This is a genomic window from Gordonia sp. GN26 (genome assembly GCF_054823965.1).
Window position 1 is genome coordinate 12206 of sequence record NZ_JSYC01000027.1, and the last position, 17120, is coordinate 29325.

Genomic DNA, 17120 nt, shown 5'->3' on the forward strand with positions numbered 1-17120 from the left:
TGACGGTTCGTAGTAAGCGGTGGCCACCCGGGTCGGATATTGGGGGCAGGTTTTTGTCCCGCTGCAGGTCGGGGGCCCTGTGATGTCGACTCCGGCGTGTCCGCAGTCCCTGTTCGACGGCTCTGTTCGCGTCCTTCTCGCAGTGACTACGGTGAGGTCATGTCGAGTTCGGATTCCTCAGGTCCGCGCGACCTCAACGGGCGGGTCGTCGCCCGGGGTCGCCTGGCGCGCCTGCGATCCCGGTTGCGGGGCGGTGGCGGTGCCGGTCCGTTGGTTCTCACCGACGAGGTCGTGGTCGTCGCGGGTTCGGACGATGACGCGATCGCCTCGTCGACGGCCCTGGAGGCGTCAACGTGGCGACCAGAAGAAGAGGTCATCCTGCGTCACGATCTGGAGGTGCCCGCGGATCGGCTCGCCGACGCCGCCGCGGTGGCCGCGCTCGACGGGTACGAGGTGGTCGACGACGAGCGTTGGGGGTCGCAGCCGCAGGCCGTCGACGACCGGCTCGAGGTGCTCGTCCTGGCGCGTGTCCAGTTGCTCGACGCCATGCATCTGTCTCAGGAACGGTCCCGGATGGCGAGTCTGGGCTCCCGTCACGACGGAATTGCTCGCCGATGGTCTGTACTGCAGCGTCCGCCTGGCGGGGCAGGGCACTAGGCTCTCTGCCTGTGAGTACCGCACAGTCTGCCTTCACCTGGCCGCAGATCCTCGGCAAGATCACCGATCGCATCGACCTGTCCGCCGAAGAAGCCGGCTGGGCGATGAACGAGATCATGACCGACAGCGCCAGTGGCGCCCAGATCGCAGCCTTCGGTGTCGGCGTGAAGATGAAGGGCGCTGCGCCCGGTGAGCTCGTCGGCCTGGCGCAGGCGATGCTCGACCACGCCACTCTCGTCGAGGTGAGTCGTCCGGCGGTCGACGTGGTGGGTACCGGCGGCGACCGGTCGCACACCGTGAACATCTCCACGATGACCTCGATCGTGATCGCGGCCGCCGGTGTCGCGGTCGTCAAGCACGGCAACCGTGCGGCGTCGTCGAAGAGCGGCGGTGCCGACGTGCTCGAGGCGCTCGGGGTGGACATCACCCTGTCGGCTGACGCCGTCGCGCAGTGTGTGGACGAACTCGGTATCGGCTTCTGCTTCGCGCCGGTGTTCCACCCGGCGTTCCGGTTCACCGGGCCGCCGCGCAAGGAGATCGGCATCCCGACCGTGTTCAACGTGCTCGGACCACTCACCAACCCGGCACGCCCCAAGGCCGGCCTCATCGGCTGCGCCTTCCCCGACCTCGCCCCGGTCCTCGCGAGCGCCTTCGCCGACCGTGGCGGTTCGGCTCTGGTGGTCCGCGGCGACGACGGCCTCGACGAACTCACCACGACCACGACTTCGACGGTGTGGCAGGTCGTCGGCGGCCAGGTGTCCCAGCTCAGCGTCGATCCGGCCGATCTGGGCATCGCGCGCGTCCAGTTGTCCGCGCTGCAGGGCGGCGATGCGGTGGCCAATGCCGCCATCGCCCGCGAGTTGTTCTCGGGCACAACAGGTCCCGTGCGCGACGCGGTGTTGCTGAACTCCGCCGGCGCGATCGTGGCGTTCGAACAGCAGGGTCCGATGACCTCGGCCGAGCTGACCGAGGCGCTCGGTGCCGCAAAGGATCGCGCCGCCGACGCCATCGACTCCGGGGCGGCGGCGACGCTGCTCGACCGCTGGGCGACGCTGAGCACCCAGCTGGGGTCGGTAGCCCGCGGCTAGTTCTCGCCGATGGAGAAGCCGCCCTCGACGTCTGAGCTGGAGTAGCTGCGGAACGCGATGTGGGTGGCGGACTTGAGCACTCCGGGCAAACGGTTGATTTGCCCGGTCACCACCGACGCGATGTGCTCGTGGTCGCGGACGCGGATCTTCGCGATGAGGTCGACGTCGCCCGCGCAGGAGTACACCTCTTCGACGCCGGCGATGTCGGCCACGGCCTGAGCGGTCTCCGGGATCTGGTGGATGTCGGCCTGGATGAGGACGATGGCAGTGATCATGGCGCAAGCCTAGTGGCCACGAGCTCGCGGATCGGCGAGCGCTGCGCGGCCCGTGGTGTCCGGTGCACCACCGCGCGGGCGTCGGAGCGGGCATCGCGTGCGGATTGCGACCAGCCGCGCCGGCGTTCGGCGCATCCCGCCGGGAGTGCCACCGGGTCGGTGGTGGACACGATCCGGGCCCCGGGCTCGGTCATCCACCGGTAGATCAGCGCCACCTCCTCCGCCGGAGCCCCGCGCAACGGTCCCGTTTCGGGGATGACGGTCTCGGCAGCGGCGACGAGCGCGTCGACGACCGGCATGGGGGAGACGCCTCGCCGGGCACGCCCGGCCGCCGCGAGCCGTCCGTGACGGACGACGGCGAAATGCCAGCCGCGTTCGTCGTCGGGACGGGCGATGACGATCTCGGCGATCGCGCACAACGCGGCCAGCCGCTGACATCGCGCCAGGGCGTCGATGGTCAGCGCGAGCCGGTCGCGGTGGCGGGCCGCGGTCTCGAACATCTGGGCCTCGGAGAGGTCGACGAGGCGTGCGGTGAGGTCGTCGAGGAGATCGTCGGCCTCCCCGCGCATCAGCCGGCGGGCCGCGGTCACGCGCGGCAGGTAATCCGGGACGGTCTGCGGCTGCGCCGCGGCTGCGTGGCATCCGCCGGGCTGACGGACTCCGTCGGGCGTGGGGCACCAGTGGTAGCCGGTGGCGCCGAGGCGTCTGGAGCACGTGCGGAGTCCGGCGGCCGCCGCGATGACGTCGGCCACCGTCGCCGCGTTGTTGCGGTTGCCCACCGGCCCGATGGACTCGTCCGTGGGTGTGCGGCTCACCTTGAGGCGGGGGAAACGCTCCTCGGTGAGCGTCACCCACCATCCCTTGTGGGGCTGCGTCGAACGCCGGTTGTAGGCCGGGGCGTGCGCGGCGAGCAGTCGGAGTTCGCGGACGGCCGCCTCGAGGGCGTGGGAACACTCGACGACGTCGACGCGCTCGGCCAGGAGGACCATCTCGGCGATACGGCGTCGGGGGTCGCTGCCGGAGAAGTAGGAACGGACACGGCGTCGGAGGTCCACCGCGGTACCGACGTAGAGGACCTCGTTCGACGGCCCGCGGAACAGATAGACGCCCGGACGCGCGGGCACGCGGTCGGCCATCTGACGCTTGGCCCGCAGACGGGGATCGGTGCGCGGCAGATAAGAGGTGAGTTCCCCGACCGTCGAGATGCCCTGGTTCCCGACGCGTTCGAGGAGACGGTGGAAGACCTCGACCGTGGCACGGGCGTCGTCCAGGGCCCGGTGGGTGGGCCGGACGGAGACGTCGAAGAGTTCGGCCAGGGCGCTGAGCTTGACCGTGGGCGCCTCGTCGCGCGGCAGGATGCGCCGCGCCATCGTCACCGTGCAGAGACTCAGGCTGAAGGGCCAGTCCAGGTGGAGGCGGAGGGTGTTCTGTCGTAGGAAACCCATGTCGAAGCGCGCATTGTGGGCGACCAGGATCGAGCCGCGGGCGAACTCGAGGAACGCCGGCAGCACGGATTCGATCCGGGGTGCGTCGGTGACCATCGCCGTCGTGATCCCGGTGAGCGTGACGATCTGCGGAGGGATGGCTCGGCCCGGATCGACGAGGGTGGCGAACTCGCCGATCACCTCGCCGCCGCGGATCTTCACCGCACCGATCTCGGTGATGCGGTCGTCTGTCGGGCTGGAACCCGTCGTCTCGAGGTCGACGACGACGAGGGTGGTGTCGAACAGGGCGCGATCGCTGAACTCGCTCGCGATGGCGTCGCCGTCGGTGGCCTGGTCGGCGGCCTCGAGGTCGGCGAAGGTCAGTTGTCCCGCGGTCACCTGTCCTGTGGCTGCACCGCCACCATCCCTGCGCGTCACGAGGCGAACACTAGTTCGACGCACCGACACGGCGGATGTGACACCCCGATCGATCGTTCCGTTTCGGTTCGAGGGGTGCGGCAGGGGTGTCGGCCGACGTCGCCTGTTACTGGTGTGACGCATGTGTCGAACAGTGTGCGAACGAGTTTGTCGGTGGTGGCCCCTAGTCTCCACCTCGAAGTGAGAGATCGACGCCGACGGCGCCGAATCTGCCCGCCGTGACCCGCCCGATTCGGAGTTCAAACCCCTCCGACGGCCAGATGAGATGGAGATCACACGATGCATGTTGACTGCGCGACCTGTCCGGCCCGCCCCGTCGCCTGTGACGGGTGCATGATGACAGTGCTTTTCGGCGGCCCGAACTGGGACGATGCACCTGGTGAAAGTGGAGCTTCGGTAACGGTGCAGGCCCTCGACGACGATGCGGAACTGGACCTTGCGATCGATGTTCTGCAGTCTGCTGCAATGGTCACCAGTACTGCTGCACGATCTGCAAGAACTGCGAAAACCGCACGTCAGAAGCCATTTCGAGTCATCTCGTCGACCGAGCTCCGCGCGGGCTGAAAATCGGTGGCGAACTGCGTGTCCGTTGCCTAGTGGACACAGCGCCGACGATTTCGTAACCTTTCTGAGACCTTTGCGGAGCGTCCCGCTTCAACAGAAGTGGTCCGCCAAAGTCACCGCTCAATCGCCCGCACGGGCGAACCGGGGAACCACTTACTTCGGGCAGCGTGGTCAGGCGTGTCATCACTGACATGACCTGGCGAAACTGTCCCGATCGGGGTGAATCGCGTCAACGCGCAACAGTGTCCTTCTGGGATACGGCTGTGCCGAAAACGTGTAGGGCCACTCTTCCGGCCCGAACCCGACAGCTAACTCGGTCGGCGGTACAGGGAGAAACTGAAGGAGAACTCGCTTCGTGCCCAAACATCGTTTGGAACAGCCCAATCGTGGGAGCAAGGTTGCCAAGAAGGCGGTGATCGCTGGATCGATCACGCTCGGTTCGCTCGCTGCCGCGGCCGGCCCTGCTCTCGCAGCCCCGGTCGAGACCCCGCTCGGAACCTTCGAGATCCCGGCCCTGCCCGGTGAGAAGAAGGCTCCGGAAGCCGCCCCCGCGCCCAAGCCTGTCGCGAAGAAGTCGCCGGCTGCCACGGTCGAGATCCCCAACGTCGGCCAGTTCACCATCCCGGGTATCGGCCAGAACCAGATCCCGCAGCAGTTCCGTCCGCACGGTGGCGCCCCCCTCGGGCAGCCCCAGCTGACCGCCGGTCAGAAGGCCGTCAAGGCTGCGGAGAGCAAGATCGGCTCGCCCTACTCCTACGGTTCGGCCGGCCCCAACGCCTTCGACTGCTCGGGTCTCGTCTACTGGTCCTACAAGCAGGCCGGCAAGACCATCCCCCGTGACAGCTACGGCCAGCTCGGCGGCGGTCGCGCGGTCTCCTACAGCGAGGCCAAGCCCGGCGACGTGATGATCTTCAACGGTGGCGGCCATGCCGGCATCTACGTCGGAAACGGACAGTTCGTCCACTCCTCGACCTACGGCACGCCCGTGAAGCGTGACGCCGTCAAGGAATGGCAGCTCACCGGTATCCGGCGGTACTGATATCAACTGAACAAGAGCATCAGGAGAGGGCGGGTCGCGAGCTTTGTGCGATCCGCCCGATCCAGTCTCGGGGGCCATCGGGGGATGACAGGGTGGTCCGCGGGGGAGGAACGAAGCGGTAGAGGAGTGACTGAACCGTGCTTTCCGGGGAGGGACTAGTGAACGCGACGCGTCTGCGCGCTCGATCGGGCCCGATGATGCTCGCCTTGTGTCTGCTGGCGGCGATGGTGACGGTGGTCCCGCTGACGACCGGCGGTGTCGGTCAGGCTCAGGCCGCGCCCGCGCGATCGGCCGATCAGCTTCTCGATCGTTACAAGCAGCTCGGCACCGAGGCCGAGAAGACCACCGAGGCGATGCACAACGCCAAGATCGAGTACGACAAGCAGCGCTCCATCGTCGCTCAGGCGAAGCGAGCCGCGGCCGACGCCCAGCGCAAGCTCGACATCAGCCGTGAACAGCTCGCCTCCTACCAGGCCAGGGTCGACTCCATCGTGCGTGCCAGCTACCAGGGCGCCCGTGTCAGCGGGCTCTACGCCGTGATGGTCAGCGACTCGCCGCAGGCGCTGCTCGACCAGATGTCGGGACTCGACATGATCTCGCGGCAGGCCGCTTCCGACCTGACCGCCATCAAGAAGGTCCGCGCCCGCACCGCGGCCGCCAAGAAGGACGCCGACCAGACCGCACTAGCGGCGTCGGAGGCCGTCTCGCGCGCCGAACGTGTCCGCGGAGACCTCCAGACCAAGCAGGCCGACCTGCAGATGCAGGCGATCCAGATCCGCGCGATCTACCAGTCGATGACCGGCAAGCAGCTCGCCGCCCTGCGCGGACCGAAGTTCGACTTCGACCCGCGGATCGTCCCCAAGGGCACCGCCGCCGCGCTCGTCGCCGTGCAGGCCGCTCTCACCCGCATCGGTGATCCGTATGTGTGGGGTGCGACCGGACCGAGCTCGTTCGACTGCTCGGGTCTGATGGTGTGGGCCTACAAGCAGGCCGGCAAGACCATCCCGCGGTCGAGTGAGGCGCAGATGGCCGGCGGTAAGCCGGTGTCCCGCGAGGACCTCAAGGCAGGTGACCTCGTCATCTACTACCCGGACGCCCACCACGTCGGGATGTACGTCGGTGACGGATACGTCATCCACGCCTCGACCTTCGGTGTCCCGGTCAAGGTCGTCCCGCTCGACGAGGCCGGTCCGTTCAACTCCGGCCGTCGGTTCTAGACTCCTCTGGTGGTTTCACTCCGCGGGCGTTGGCGCCCGACGCTCGCGTCCGCGGTGGTGCTGCTCGTCGGTGTGACCACCGGATGCGGCGGTCAGGAGCCGTCCACGGCCGACGGGTCGACCTCCCGTGGCACCTCCACGACGACCTCGACGCCGGCCAACCCTTACGAGCAGCAGCGCGCCGAAGGTGTGACACGCCTGCTCGACGACCTCACCGGGACCATCACGTCCGGGAACGTGCAGAAGATCGGGTCGTTGCTCGACGATGCGGCGACCCCGGCGTTCACGAGCCGGTGGGTCACCGCGGCCGAGAACTTCCGTCCCCGGCAGTTCGCGCGCGGTGACTCCGACGGTCGGTTGAAGTTCGCTCGATTCCGCTACCAGCTGGCCCCCACGGAGGAGGCCGAGACACTGGTACCGGCCGATGTGCAGGGTCTCCTCGACGCGAACGGCAGTTCGGACGCCTGGGTGGCACCGGTGGAGTTGCGGTACGCCCTCGGCGGTGAACGTGCACCCGGTGTCGACGAACCCGAGGTCGTCGTGACGACCCAGTTCGTGGTCGCCCGCTACGGCGACGAGTGGAAGCTCGTCGGCGACACCGCAGCACTCGGCGAGAAACCGACCCCCACCCAGTTGTGGGAACTGCCTGGACTCTCCGTCTCCGACGTCGCCACCGCCGGTGGGACGTCGGTGATCACCCGCTACCTCCGTACCAGCCCGGCGGCGGCGAACCTGCCCGACCTGCTGCCCGACGCCGTCGACGCGGTGAGCGACTTCTGGGGGGATTCGTGGGATCGGCGCGCCGTACTGGTGACCACCTCGAACGGGGACGAGTTCGCCGATCTCGTCACGCAGGACGGCGGCGCGATCGGTGCGGCGGCCGCGGCAACCGTCTACAGCCGGGTGGACTTCGCCCGGCGTACCGCCATCGGTCAGCGTGTGGTCTTCACCCCGGCCGCCGACGACCTGGCCCCGCCGACACTCGACGTCGTGCTGCGCCACGAACTCACCCACGTCGCAGCCCGTTCGCAAACGGCGCTCGACGCCCCGCTCTGGATCACCGAGGGCGTGGCCGAGTACGTCGGCCGCAAGGGCACATACCGTCGTCTCGCCGACGCCGCACCCGATCTGACCGAGGCGGTCCGGGCGGGGATCACGCCGACCGCGCTGCCCGACGATGCGGCCTTCGCGATGGATGGGCAGACCTCGCAGCTCGCTTACCAGAGCGCATGGTCGATGGCCGCCTACATCGCCGACCGTTACGACGAGGCGCGTCTGAAGAGGTTCTATCTCGGGGTCGCGGCGACCGCCGACCCGACTCGCCAGGACGCCGCCATCCGGGCTGCGCTCGGTGTCAGCCGCGACGAGCTCATCACCGGATGGGGTCGATGGCTCGACGGGCAGGTCGGCTGATGGCGCGAACCCTGTTGATCACCAATGACTTTCCGCCCCGACCGGGTGGTATCCAGTCGTACCTGCAGAACCTGGTCGATCTCCTCCCGCCGGAGGACATCGTCGTCTACGCGCCACGGTGGCGCGGCCGATCGCACATCGACTTCGACGCCGAGGTGCCCTACCGGGTGTACCGCCATCGCACGACGCTGATGCTGCCGACCCCGTTCGTCGCCCGGCGTGCAGCGGAAATCGTTCGGCGCGAGCAGATCTCGACCGTCTGGTTCGGCGCGGCCGCACCGCTGGCCGTCCTCGCGCCCGCGATGCGGCGCGCCGGTGCGCAGCGCATCCTCGCGAGTACGCACGGTCACGAGGTCGGCTGGTCGATGCTCCCCGTCGCGCGTCAGGTGCTGGGCCACATCGGCCGCCACACTGACGTGATCACCTTCGTCAGCCGGTACACCCGAGGTCGATTCGCGTCGGCCTTCGGTGCGCACGCGGCACTGGAGTACCTGCCGCCCGGCGTCGACGTCGCCCGCTTCTCGCCCGATCCTGTTCTGCGACAGAAGTTCCGGGACCGCCACGAGCTGGGGGACCGGCCGACGATCCTGTGCCTGTCGCGTCTCGTGCCGCGCAAGGGGCAGGACGTGCTGATCCGGGCGCTGCCGCTGATCCGCCGAACGATGCCCGACGCCGTCCTCGTCATCGTCGGCGGAGGGCCGTACGCGGAGAAGCTGCATGCGCTCGCGGCCCGGATCGGCGTCGAGGACCACGTGATCTTCACCGGATCGGTTCCTGCCGAAGAACTCTCGGCATACCACAACATTGCCGACGTCTTCGCGATGCCGTCCCGCACACGCGGGGGAGGGCTCGACGTCGAAGGCCTCGGGATCGTCTACCTCGAGGCGTCGGCCACGGGTGTGCCGGTGGTCGCCGGCCTGTCGGGCGGAGCGCCAGAGACGGTCGTCGAGGGGGTCACCGGCACGACGGTCGACGGCACCGACGTCGATGCCGTCGCGATGGCGATCCTGTCGATCCTGGGTGACCGAGCAGCCGCCGCCGAGATGGGCGCCGCCGGACGGCGTTTCGTCGTCGACAACTGGCAATGGAGTCAGATGGCCGCCCGGCTGCGGCAGTTGCTCTGAGTCTCTGAGCGCTTCCGGGCCTGAGATGCGCCCCCGAAATCCACCCCTGAAATGCGCCCCTGCTTTCCGCTCGGCGTCGAAATGCGCCCCTGGAATGCGCCCTCCACAGCGCCGCCGGCGACATATCGCTCGCGGTGCCGCGCTGGAGGGTCGATCTCGGGGGCGCTTTTCAGCCCGGTGCGCAAACCAGGGGCGGTTTTCGGGGGCGCATTTCGGGCCGGGGCGCAAACCAGGGGCGGATCGCAGGGGCGCTTTTCAGCGGGTCGACGGCGAAGGCCCCCGGCGGCGGGAGTGAGCCGCTTACGCCTCGGCCGACACCCGCACGACGATCTTCCCTCGCACGTGCCCGGACTGGCTGCGCTCGTGGGCTGCCGAGGCGTCGGGCAGGTCGAAGACCTCGGCGATCTCCGGCTTCAGGTCGCCGGCGTCGCCGAGCCGGCCGAGTTCGGCGAGATCTGCCGAGTCGGGTCGGACCCAGACGTATTGGCCCCCGAACTCGTCACGCGCTCGCGGGTCGATGATCGAGGCGACCGTGCCGCCGTCGCGGAGGACGTCCGGCACCGAGTCGATGGCGTCACCGCCGACATAATCGAGGACGACGTCGACGCCGTCGGGCGCGAGCTCGCGCACCCGGTCGGCCAGACCGTCGCCGTACGTGGTGGGCTCGGCGCCGAGGCTGCGCAGGTAGTCGTGATTGGTCTCGGAAGCGGTGCCGATGACCCGTGCGCCCAGCGACCGGGCGATCTGGACCGCGAACGATCCGACGCCGCCGGCGGCGGCATGGACCAGCACGGTGTGGCCCGACTGCACCCCTGCCCGTCGAATGGTCTGGTACGCCGTCAGTCCGGCGAGCGGAACGGCGGCAGCTTCCTCGAACGACCAGCCGGCCGGCTTGTGGGCGAGCGTCCGGACCGGCGCGGAGACGAGATCGGCGAACGTACCGCCGGCGACCTCGCCGCCGACGAGGTCCTTGCGGACGTATCCGAACACCTCGTCGCCGACCTCGAACTCGGGAGTGTCCAGACCGACCTGTTCGACGACGCCCGCGACATCCCAACCCGGGACGACCGGGAACACGGTGTCCAGGACCTCGGCGAGGTGGCCCTCCCGGACCTTCCAGTCCACCGGGTTGACGCTCGATGCGCGCACTCGGACCAGGACGGAGTCGGGTCCGACCTTGGGGGTGGGGAGGTCGGTGATCTCCAGGACTTCAGGGCCGCCGAAGCGGCTGTAGGTGATTGCTCGCATGGTGGCACCAACGGGTGCCCGGACGCATTGATTCCTTGGCCGGCCCGCCGGTGCCGGGAATCGAACGCCCCGACACCCCGTCAGAACGACGCCCCCGGGAGGGCGCCGCCGCGGTTCACCGCTGGTAGATCGCCTCGATGTCGCCGGAGAACTTCTCGACCACCACGTTGCGCTTGACCTTGAGGGTGGGAGTCATCTCACCGGTCTCCTCGGTGAAGTCCGACGGCAAGATGCGGAACTTCTTGATCCCCTCGGCGCTCGAGACGGTCTTGTTGGCCGAGTCGACGGCAGCCTGGACCTCGGCGAGGAGTTCGGCGTCGTCGATGAGGTCGGCGACGGTGGCATCGGCGGGTTTGCCGCTGCGCTCCTTCCACGCGGGGAAGGCCTCCGGGTCGATGGTGATGAGGGCGGCCACGAAGGGCTTCGCGTCGCCGACGACCATCGCCTGCGAGATGAGGGCGTTGGCGCGGATGACGTCCTCGAGGCCGGCGGGGGAGACGTTCTTGCCGCCCGCGGTCACGATGAGTTCCTTCTTGCGGCCGGTGATGGTGATGAAGCCGTCGGCGTCGACGGTGCCGAGATCGCCGGTGTGGAACCAGCCGTCGACGATGGCGGAGGCCGTCGCCTCCGGGTTCTGCCAGTACTCGGAGAACACGACGCCGCCCTTGAGGAGGATCTCGCCGTCCTCGCCGAGCCGGACGGTGTTGCCCGACAACGGCTTTCCGACGGTGCCGATCTTCCACGCCGACGGGGTGTTCACGCTGAACGCGGCGGTGGTCTCGGTGAGGCCGTAGCCCTCGAAGACCGGGATGCCGACGCCGGAGAAGAAGTGGCCCAGGCGCGCACCGAGCGGTCCGCCGCCGGAGATCGCCATGCCGCACTCGCCGCCCAGGGCGGTGCGCAGCTTCTTGTAGACCAGAGCGTCGAACACGGCGTGCTTGGCCTTGAGGACTAGACCGATCTGGCCCTTCTCGCGCGCCTCGGAGTAGGTGATCGCGGTCTCGGCGGCGACGTCGAAGATCTTGCCCTTGCCGTCGTCGTGGGCCTTCTGGCGAGCCGAGTTGTAGACCTTCTCGAACACGCGCGGCACGGAGAGGATGAGGGACGGCTTGAAGACCGCGAACTCGTCGACGAGGGTCTTGATGTCGCTGGTGTGGCCGACCTCGGCACCGGCCTCGATGGCGACGAGGGTGATCGCGCGGGCGAGGACGTGGGCGAGGGGCAGGAACATCAGCAGGCGCTTGTGGTCCCGGTTCATGAGGTCGTCGAGGATGTCGCCGGCGAGGATCGCCTTCATCTCCGACAGCATGTTCGAGTGGGTGAGGATGCAGCCCTTCGGCCGGCCCGTGGTGCCCGAGGTGTAGATCAGGGTGGCGGGGTCGGCGGCGCCGAGGGTCGCGCGGCGCTTGCCCACCTCGTCGTCGTGGACGTCGGCACCGGCTGCGGTGAGTTCGTCGACGGCGCCCGGCCCGTCGGTGCGGTCGATCTGGAAGACCGTGACCGGCTCGGTGAGCGAGTCGATGGATTCGAAGGCGGCGCGGTGGCCGTCATCCTCGAGGACGATCGCGACGGCGCCGGAATCGCGGAGGATCCACTCGATCTGACTTGCCGAGGACGAATCGTAGATCGGCACCGGGATCGCCCCGGCCGACCAGATGGCGAAGTCGAAGAGGTTCCACTCGAGACGGGTGCGCGAGAGGAGTGCGACGCGGTCACCGGGGTTGATGCCGGAGGCGATCAGGCCCTTGGCGATCGACGAGATGCGTGCTGCGGCATCGGCGGCCGTGATGGGAGCCCACTCATCGCCCTGCTTCTGGCGGAACACGACGTGCTGAGGTGATCGCTGAGCCAGGTTGAAGATGATGTTCGTGCAGTTCTCGTCGTCGGCGATCGAGAACTTCGCTGGCACGCTGTACTCACTCATCGTGGTTACCCTCCAGTAGATGCCGTTCAGCCGATCGTATCCCTGCAGCAAATCGCGACGATCACCCACTGCCGTTCGGGTGCACTACCCTGCGCCGACGCGAGTATGTGAAGCTAGTGGGCGTGACGAGCATCCAGGTGGCCGACGAGGTTTTCGTCGCCGCGGCACCACGTCTGGCCGCTGCTGTGGTCGGCGACCCCGCCAACTGGCGGCGGTGGTGGCCCGACCTTCGTCTGGCGGTCAGTGAAGACCGTGCGGAGCAAGGGGTCCGGTGGCGTGTCGACGGACCGGTGGCCGGGACGATGGAGATCTGGAACGAAGCGGTCCTCGACGGCTTCGTCCTGCACTACTTCCTCCATGCGGAACCGACGCGGGCCCTGCCCGGTGAGCGCGGCGACGACCCGCGTGCCCGTGCAGATGCGCTGGCGGAGGAGAACAAACGGCGTCGGGTCGCGGGCAAGGACATGTCCTTCGAGGTGAAGCAGATTCTGGAGGCGGGCCGGCACGTGGGCGGTCCGGCTGCAGGTGCCGAGACCGCGGAGGCCGTGTGATGGCCGATCACACCGAACGCGACATCGTCATCGGCGCCGACGCCGAGGACATCCTCGCCGTCATCTCCGATTTCGAGCATTACCCGGACTGGGTCACCGCGGCGCGCGAGGTCGAGGTGCTGCGCACCGACGACGCCGGGCGCGCGCTCGAGGTGCGCTTCGTGCTCGACGCCGGTGTCCTGCGGGACACGTATGTGCTTGCCTACGAGTGGGAACCGGACGGGACCTCGGTCTCGTGGCGTCTGGTCTCGAGCGATCTGCAGAAGGATCAGCGTGGTCGGTACAGCCTCACTCAGCAGGTTCCCGGTTCGACCAAGGTCACCTATGAGCTCATGGTCGACCTGCAGGTGCCGATGATCGGACAGCTGAAACGCCGTGCGGAGAAGGCGATCACCGAGGCCGCACTGCACGACCTGAAGAAGAGGGTCGAAGGCTGATCGATCTCACCCCCATACATGTGGTGCTCGGTCCGGGAGGCTCCGGTGTCTCCGCTGTCGCCGCCGCGGCGGCCTCCCAGCGGCCCAGCACGCCTCGGGATTCTCGTCACGCCGTCACCCGGCCGGAGCAGCACACGCTGCTCATCACGGTCGACCGCTGGTCGCCGGTGCACGACTGGGCCCGGGTCTACCGGCAGCCCGGGGAGCCGGTGGCGGTCTCCAAGTTCCTCCACCTGCTGACCCTCGACCGCCTGGATCTGACCGAGCGGACCTGGTCGGCGTTCGTCGACGTCCTCGAGCACACCGCAGGTCGCAGCAAAGCTGTTCTCCCCGGGGTGGGAACGCTCTCCGGCATCGACGCCGCGGAGCTCACCTCGCTCCCGGGCCTCGACGACTTCCTGCTGCTTCGTCGCATCCGCGACGAGGCGACGAGCGGTCGGTGGCAACGGATCATCGTCGACTGCTCGGGATGTGGCGACCCGCTGCAGTTCCTGCGCGGGGGATCGGTGCTGAGCCAGGCGCTCAACCGCTTCTGGCCACGGCATCGGCGCCTCGCAACGGCGTCCGAGCGGCCGGTGATGGCCCCGCTGACCGCCGCCGTCGACGCCATCGATCGCGACTGTGCCGATGTCGCCGAGCTGTTCTCCGACGCGCACGCGGTGGCTGTCCACCTTGTCCTCGGTGCCGACGACCGTGCCCGCCGCCTCGCGGAGCACTATGTCGCCGGTGCCGACGTCATGGGACTGCCGCTGGCGTCGGTCCAGGTGAACCGTGGGGTGGGCGCGGAGTCCCCGGACGAACTCGCCGCACATGTCGAGGGGTTGCTCGACGATCCCGGCGGCAACCGCGGTGTGCGGGTGGCCCTGGTGGACCGGTCCGCGGACACGATCGATCGCATGGCACGGCTGCGCAAGCTCGCGGTCCGGCTGCCCGATCCACACGGCATCGCGCGCGGTTCGGCCGCGTCGGCCGTGGAGACCGTGCCCGGCACGGAGACCGCATTCCGGTTGTCGTGGCCGCAGCGCCTGCCCGAACCCGATTCGCTGGCCCTCGGACGCAGTGGCGACGACCTCCTGGTGACGATCTCCGGCTTCCGCCACCCGGTGCGCCTGCCGTCGGTGTTGCGCCGGTGCACCGTTGTCGACGCGGAGTGGGAGGACGGGCGGCTGATCGTCGGCTTCGTACCCGACCCCGCCGTCTGGCCGCGCCGGTAATCGGCCTCGCGCGGCCACCGGGTACGTTCGAAGACCGCCCGGCTCGTGGAGACCACGGACTCGTGGATCACACGGTCGGCGGCCACACGGTACGGTGCTGGGACGCCCGTCCACCTATGGTGGCGGGAGCCAGCGGCATGAGGCCTCCGGGTATCAGCGGCGAGGGGAGAGAACGCGAATGGGCACGGACGAGGGGACGTCACAGGGTGACGGGCCCGGTCGTGACGACCGCGGTGCTGCGCAGGGCGACCCGGTCCGGGACCTGCTGCTCGGACTGGCCAATCAGATCGACGCGCTGGCGGCCCTCTTCGCAGGTGGCCGGCAGGAAGCGACCGCCGCGGCCTCCGGCTATGCCGCCGCGTTCGGCACCGACGGCCCCGTCGGCCACGCACTGGCGGGCGCATCGGGCGAGATCAGTTCGCTGCTGAGCGAGATCGGCGACCTCGTCGCCCGGCTCCTCGCAGCGGTCATCGCCGTCCTCGAAGCCATCGCCGAGGCGTTGCGGTCCGCGCCCAGCACGGTTTCCGAACCCCGGCACTACGAGCCGATCGCGGTCCGGATCAACAGTTCCCGACGCTCCGACGCACACACCGGGTCCGACGAGGAGCAGTGATGGGTGAGCTGACGATCGGCATCGACATCGGCGGCACGAGCGTGCGGGCATCGGTGGTCGACGACCGCGGCACGATGCTCGACACCCTGCGCGCCCAGACCCCGTCGACCGTCGAGGCCCTCGAACACTGTCTGGACCGCCTCGTCGGCGAACTGACCTCGCGCTGGGACGCGAAGGCCGTCGGGCTCGCGATCGCCGGCTTCCTCACCACCGACCGCAGCATCGTCCGGTTCGCACCTCATCTGCCGTGGCGTGAGGCCCCGGTGGCCGAGGACATGACCCGACGCGTCGGAATCCCGGTGTTCGCCGAACACGACGCCAACGCGGCCGCAGTCGCGGAGGTCCGGTTCGGAGCCGCCGCCCGCGGACACAACACGGTGGTGCTGGCCATCGGGACCGGCATCGGCGCGGGCTTTGTCATCGACGGCGAGATCTACCGCGGGAGCTACGGCGTCGCGCCGGAACTCGGGCACCTCACGATCGTCCCCAACGGGCGCGCCTGCGCCTGCGGGAAACGCGGCTGCTGGGAACGCTATTGCAGCGGAACGGCATTGGTCGACACCGTGGTCGAATTGCTGGCCGACGGTGCACCCCTCAACGGCGACTGGGGCCGCAGTCAGCTCGCCGCCGACGTGGCCGCCGACCCCGGTTCGCTCACCGGACGCCGGGTCGCCGGTGCGGCCGCCGACGGTGACGCCGTGGCCCTGGCGGCGTTCGCCCGGTTCGCGACGTCCCTGGGGCAGGGGCTGGCGATGATCGCCGACATCTTCGACCCCGACCTGATCGTCCTGGCCGGTGGCGTCGGCGCGGCGTCGGGCCTGTTCCTCGACGAGGCCCGCGAACACTACGCCCGACAGGTCACCGGTGCCGGCCACCGCCAGCTGGCCCGCATCCGCGGCACCCAGCTCGGCGAGACGGCCGGTGTCGTCGGAGCGGCCGAGGTTGCGCGCCAAGGGCTTCGGGCCGCGGCGAGTCAGTCATCGCCGCCGTCGGTCGCCCGCTGACGAAACCGGGACATTCGGTACGGTCCGACGCAGGTATGGTCTTGATGTCGGGGCCGAGAGGTGAGTGGTTCCGGCAGTGGGGGTCCGATGTCGACAGCGACATCGGGTCGAGTAAGTGGCGCGGCGAGGAGAGTCTCATGTGGTACTGGGCGTTCAAGTACATCTTCCTGGGACCGTTCCTCCGCGTCCTCGGGCGCCCGACCATCGAAGGTCATGAGAACATCCCGACCGACGGGCCCGCGATCCTCGCCAGCAACCACCTGGCCGTCATGGACAGCTTCTTCCTGCCGCTGATGGTCGACCGCCGCATCTACTTCCTCGCCAAGAGCGAGTACTTCACCGGCACCGGACTCAAGGGCGCCTTCCAGCGCTGGTTCTTCACAGCTGTCGGACAGATCCCCATCGACCGATCGGGCGCTGCCGCCGCCGAGGGCGCTCTGACCGCTGCCCGCCGCCAGCTCGACAACGGCAAACTGATGGGCATGTACCCGGAGGGCACCCGCTCACCCGACGGCCGCCTGTACAAGGGCAAGACCGGTCTCGCGCGCCTGGCGATGGACACCGGTGTGCCGGTCATCCCGGTCGCCATGATCGACACCCACAAGTTCAACCCGCCCGGGTCGATCCTCCCGCGCCCCACCAAGATCACCGTCCGCATCGGCAAGCCCCTCGACTTCTCCCGCTACGAGGGCATGGAGGGCAACCGCTACATCGAGCGTGCCGTCACCGACGAGATCATGTACGAGCTCATGCAGCTCTCCGGCCAGCAGTACGTCGACGTCTACGCCGCGAGCCTCAAGAACAAGGCTCCCGAGGTCGAGCCGCCGGCGGCCGACGCTGCTGCTTGATTCGCCGAGCGACACCTGACTACCGGTCGACGTCAACCCGAC

General features: G+C 68.9%; 17 protein-coding genes and 1 riboswitch. Of the genes, 13 read left to right on the forward strand and 4 right to left on the reverse strand.

Translation table 11 applies throughout. The features are described 5' to 3' along the window. Window positions 1-159 precede the first annotated feature (159 nt). Both OK17_RS08490 and trpD read left to right on the forward strand, forming a co-directional pair. Entirely contained in the window at window positions 160-657 is a 498-nt protein-coding gene (locus OK17_RS08490; RefSeq protein ID WP_119032657.1) for a hypothetical protein, read from the forward strand. 11 nt (window positions 658-668) lie between these two features. Continuing rightward, a complete protein-coding gene (trpD, locus tag OK17_RS08495; protein ID WP_461417187.1) occupies window positions 669-1745 on the forward strand; it encodes an anthranilate phosphoribosyltransferase in 1077 nt (358 codons plus the stop codon). Here the strand turns inward: trpD and OK17_RS08500 are convergent. Beyond that, window positions 1742-2020 (reverse strand): Lrp/AsnC family transcriptional regulator, encoded by a 279-nt coding sequence (locus OK17_RS08500; RefSeq protein WP_005200119.1) that lies wholly within the window; start codon window positions 2018-2020, stop codon window positions 1742-1744. The two genes, trpD and OK17_RS08500, sit on opposite strands and share 4 nt — an antisense overlap. Continuing rightward, complete coding sequence (locus OK17_RS08505; protein ID WP_119032655.1) at window positions 2017-3882, reverse strand: DEDD exonuclease domain-containing protein; 1866 nt, start codon at window positions 3880-3882, stop codon at window positions 2017-2019. Before OK17_RS08505 ends, OK17_RS08500 begins: the two co-directional genes overlap by 4 nt. A gap of 333 nt (window positions 3883-4215) precedes the next feature. Between OK17_RS08505 and OK17_RS08510 the strand changes: the two genes are divergently transcribed. From OK17_RS08510 to OK17_RS08530, 5 genes are all read left to right on the forward strand, one after another. Continuing rightward, the gene (locus OK17_RS08510; RefSeq protein WP_232718153.1) at window positions 4216-4446 is read left to right on the forward strand and encodes a hypothetical protein; all 231 of its coding nucleotides are present in this window, start codon (window positions 4216-4218) and stop codon (window positions 4444-4446) included. Window positions 4447-4553: 107 nt separating this feature from the next. Next, window positions 4554-4784: riboswitch (cyclic di-AMP (ydaO/yuaA leader) on the forward strand. A 17-nt stretch (window positions 4785-4801) separates the two neighbouring features. Beyond that, the gene (locus OK17_RS08515; RefSeq protein ID WP_006867824.1) at window positions 4802-5485 is read left to right on the forward strand and encodes a C40 family peptidase; all 684 of its coding nucleotides are present in this window, start codon (window positions 4802-4804) and stop codon (window positions 5483-5485) included. Between the two features lie 197 nt (window positions 5486-5682). Further along, the gene (locus OK17_RS08520; RefSeq protein ID WP_461417193.1) at window positions 5683-6702 is read left to right on the forward strand and encodes a C40 family peptidase; all 1020 of its coding nucleotides are present in this window, start codon (window positions 5683-5685) and stop codon (window positions 6700-6702) included. 9 nt (window positions 6703-6711) lie between these two features. Next, the gene (locus tag OK17_RS08525; RefSeq protein ID WP_461417188.1) at window positions 6712-8115 is read left to right on the forward strand and encodes a gluzincin family metallopeptidase; all 1404 of its coding nucleotides are present in this window, start codon (window positions 6712-6714) and stop codon (window positions 8113-8115) included. Further along, on the forward strand, window positions 8115-9239 hold the full coding sequence (locus tag OK17_RS08530; RefSeq protein ID WP_461417189.1) for a glycosyltransferase family 4 protein: 1125 nt from the start codon (window positions 8115-8117) through the stop codon (window positions 9237-9239). The genes OK17_RS08525 and OK17_RS08530 overlap by 1 nt, the downstream gene beginning before the upstream one ends. 300 nt (window positions 9240-9539) lie before the next feature. Here the strand turns inward: OK17_RS08530 and OK17_RS08535 are convergent, their stop codons facing one another. Continuing rightward, on the reverse strand, window positions 9540-10487 hold the full coding sequence (locus tag OK17_RS08535) for an NADP-dependent oxidoreductase (protein ID WP_461417190.1): 948 nt from the start codon (window positions 10485-10487) through the stop codon (window positions 9540-9542). Window positions 10488-10602: 115 nt separating this feature from the next. After that, entirely contained in the window at window positions 10603-12411 is a 1809-nt protein-coding gene (locus tag OK17_RS08540) for an AMP-dependent synthetase/ligase (protein ID WP_461417191.1), read from the reverse strand. Between the two features lie 107 nt (window positions 12412-12518). On the opposite strand from OK17_RS08540, the gene OK17_RS08545 reads away from it, so the two are divergent. The 6 genes from OK17_RS08545 (at window position 12519) to OK17_RS08570 (ending at window position 17078) form a co-directional block, all read left to right on the forward strand. Next, on the forward strand, window positions 12519-12962 hold the full coding sequence (locus OK17_RS08545; RefSeq protein ID WP_232718158.1) for a hypothetical protein: 444 nt from the start codon (window positions 12519-12521) through the stop codon (window positions 12960-12962). Then, window positions 12962-13399: an SRPBCC family protein gene (locus tag OK17_RS08550; protein WP_232718159.1), complete on the forward strand. Its 438-nt coding sequence runs from the start codon at window positions 12962-12964 to the stop codon at window positions 13397-13399. The genes OK17_RS08545 and OK17_RS08550 overlap by 1 nt, the downstream gene beginning before the upstream one ends. 20 nt (window positions 13400-13419) lie before the next feature. Further along, the gene (locus OK17_RS08555; RefSeq protein WP_232718160.1) at window positions 13420-14613 is read left to right on the forward strand and encodes an ArsA family ATPase; all 1194 of its coding nucleotides are present in this window, start codon (window positions 13420-13422) and stop codon (window positions 14611-14613) included. Between the two features lie 178 nt (window positions 14614-14791). After that, window positions 14792-15226 carry a hypothetical protein gene (locus tag OK17_RS08560; RefSeq protein ID WP_232718161.1) on the forward strand — a complete coding sequence of 145 codons (435 nt, stop codon included), beginning with the start codon at window positions 14792-14794 and terminating at the stop codon, window positions 15224-15226. Next, complete coding sequence (locus OK17_RS08565) at window positions 15226-16230, forward strand: ROK family protein (RefSeq protein WP_232718162.1); 1005 nt, start codon at window positions 15226-15228, stop codon at window positions 16228-16230. Before OK17_RS08560 ends, OK17_RS08565 begins: the two co-directional genes overlap by 1 nt. 137 nt (window positions 16231-16367) lie before the next feature. Further along, window positions 16368-17078, forward strand: coding sequence for a lysophospholipid acyltransferase family protein (locus tag OK17_RS08570; protein WP_461417192.1), 711 nt, complete (start codon window positions 16368-16370; stop codon window positions 17076-17078). Window positions 17079-17120: the final 42 nt, after the last annotated feature.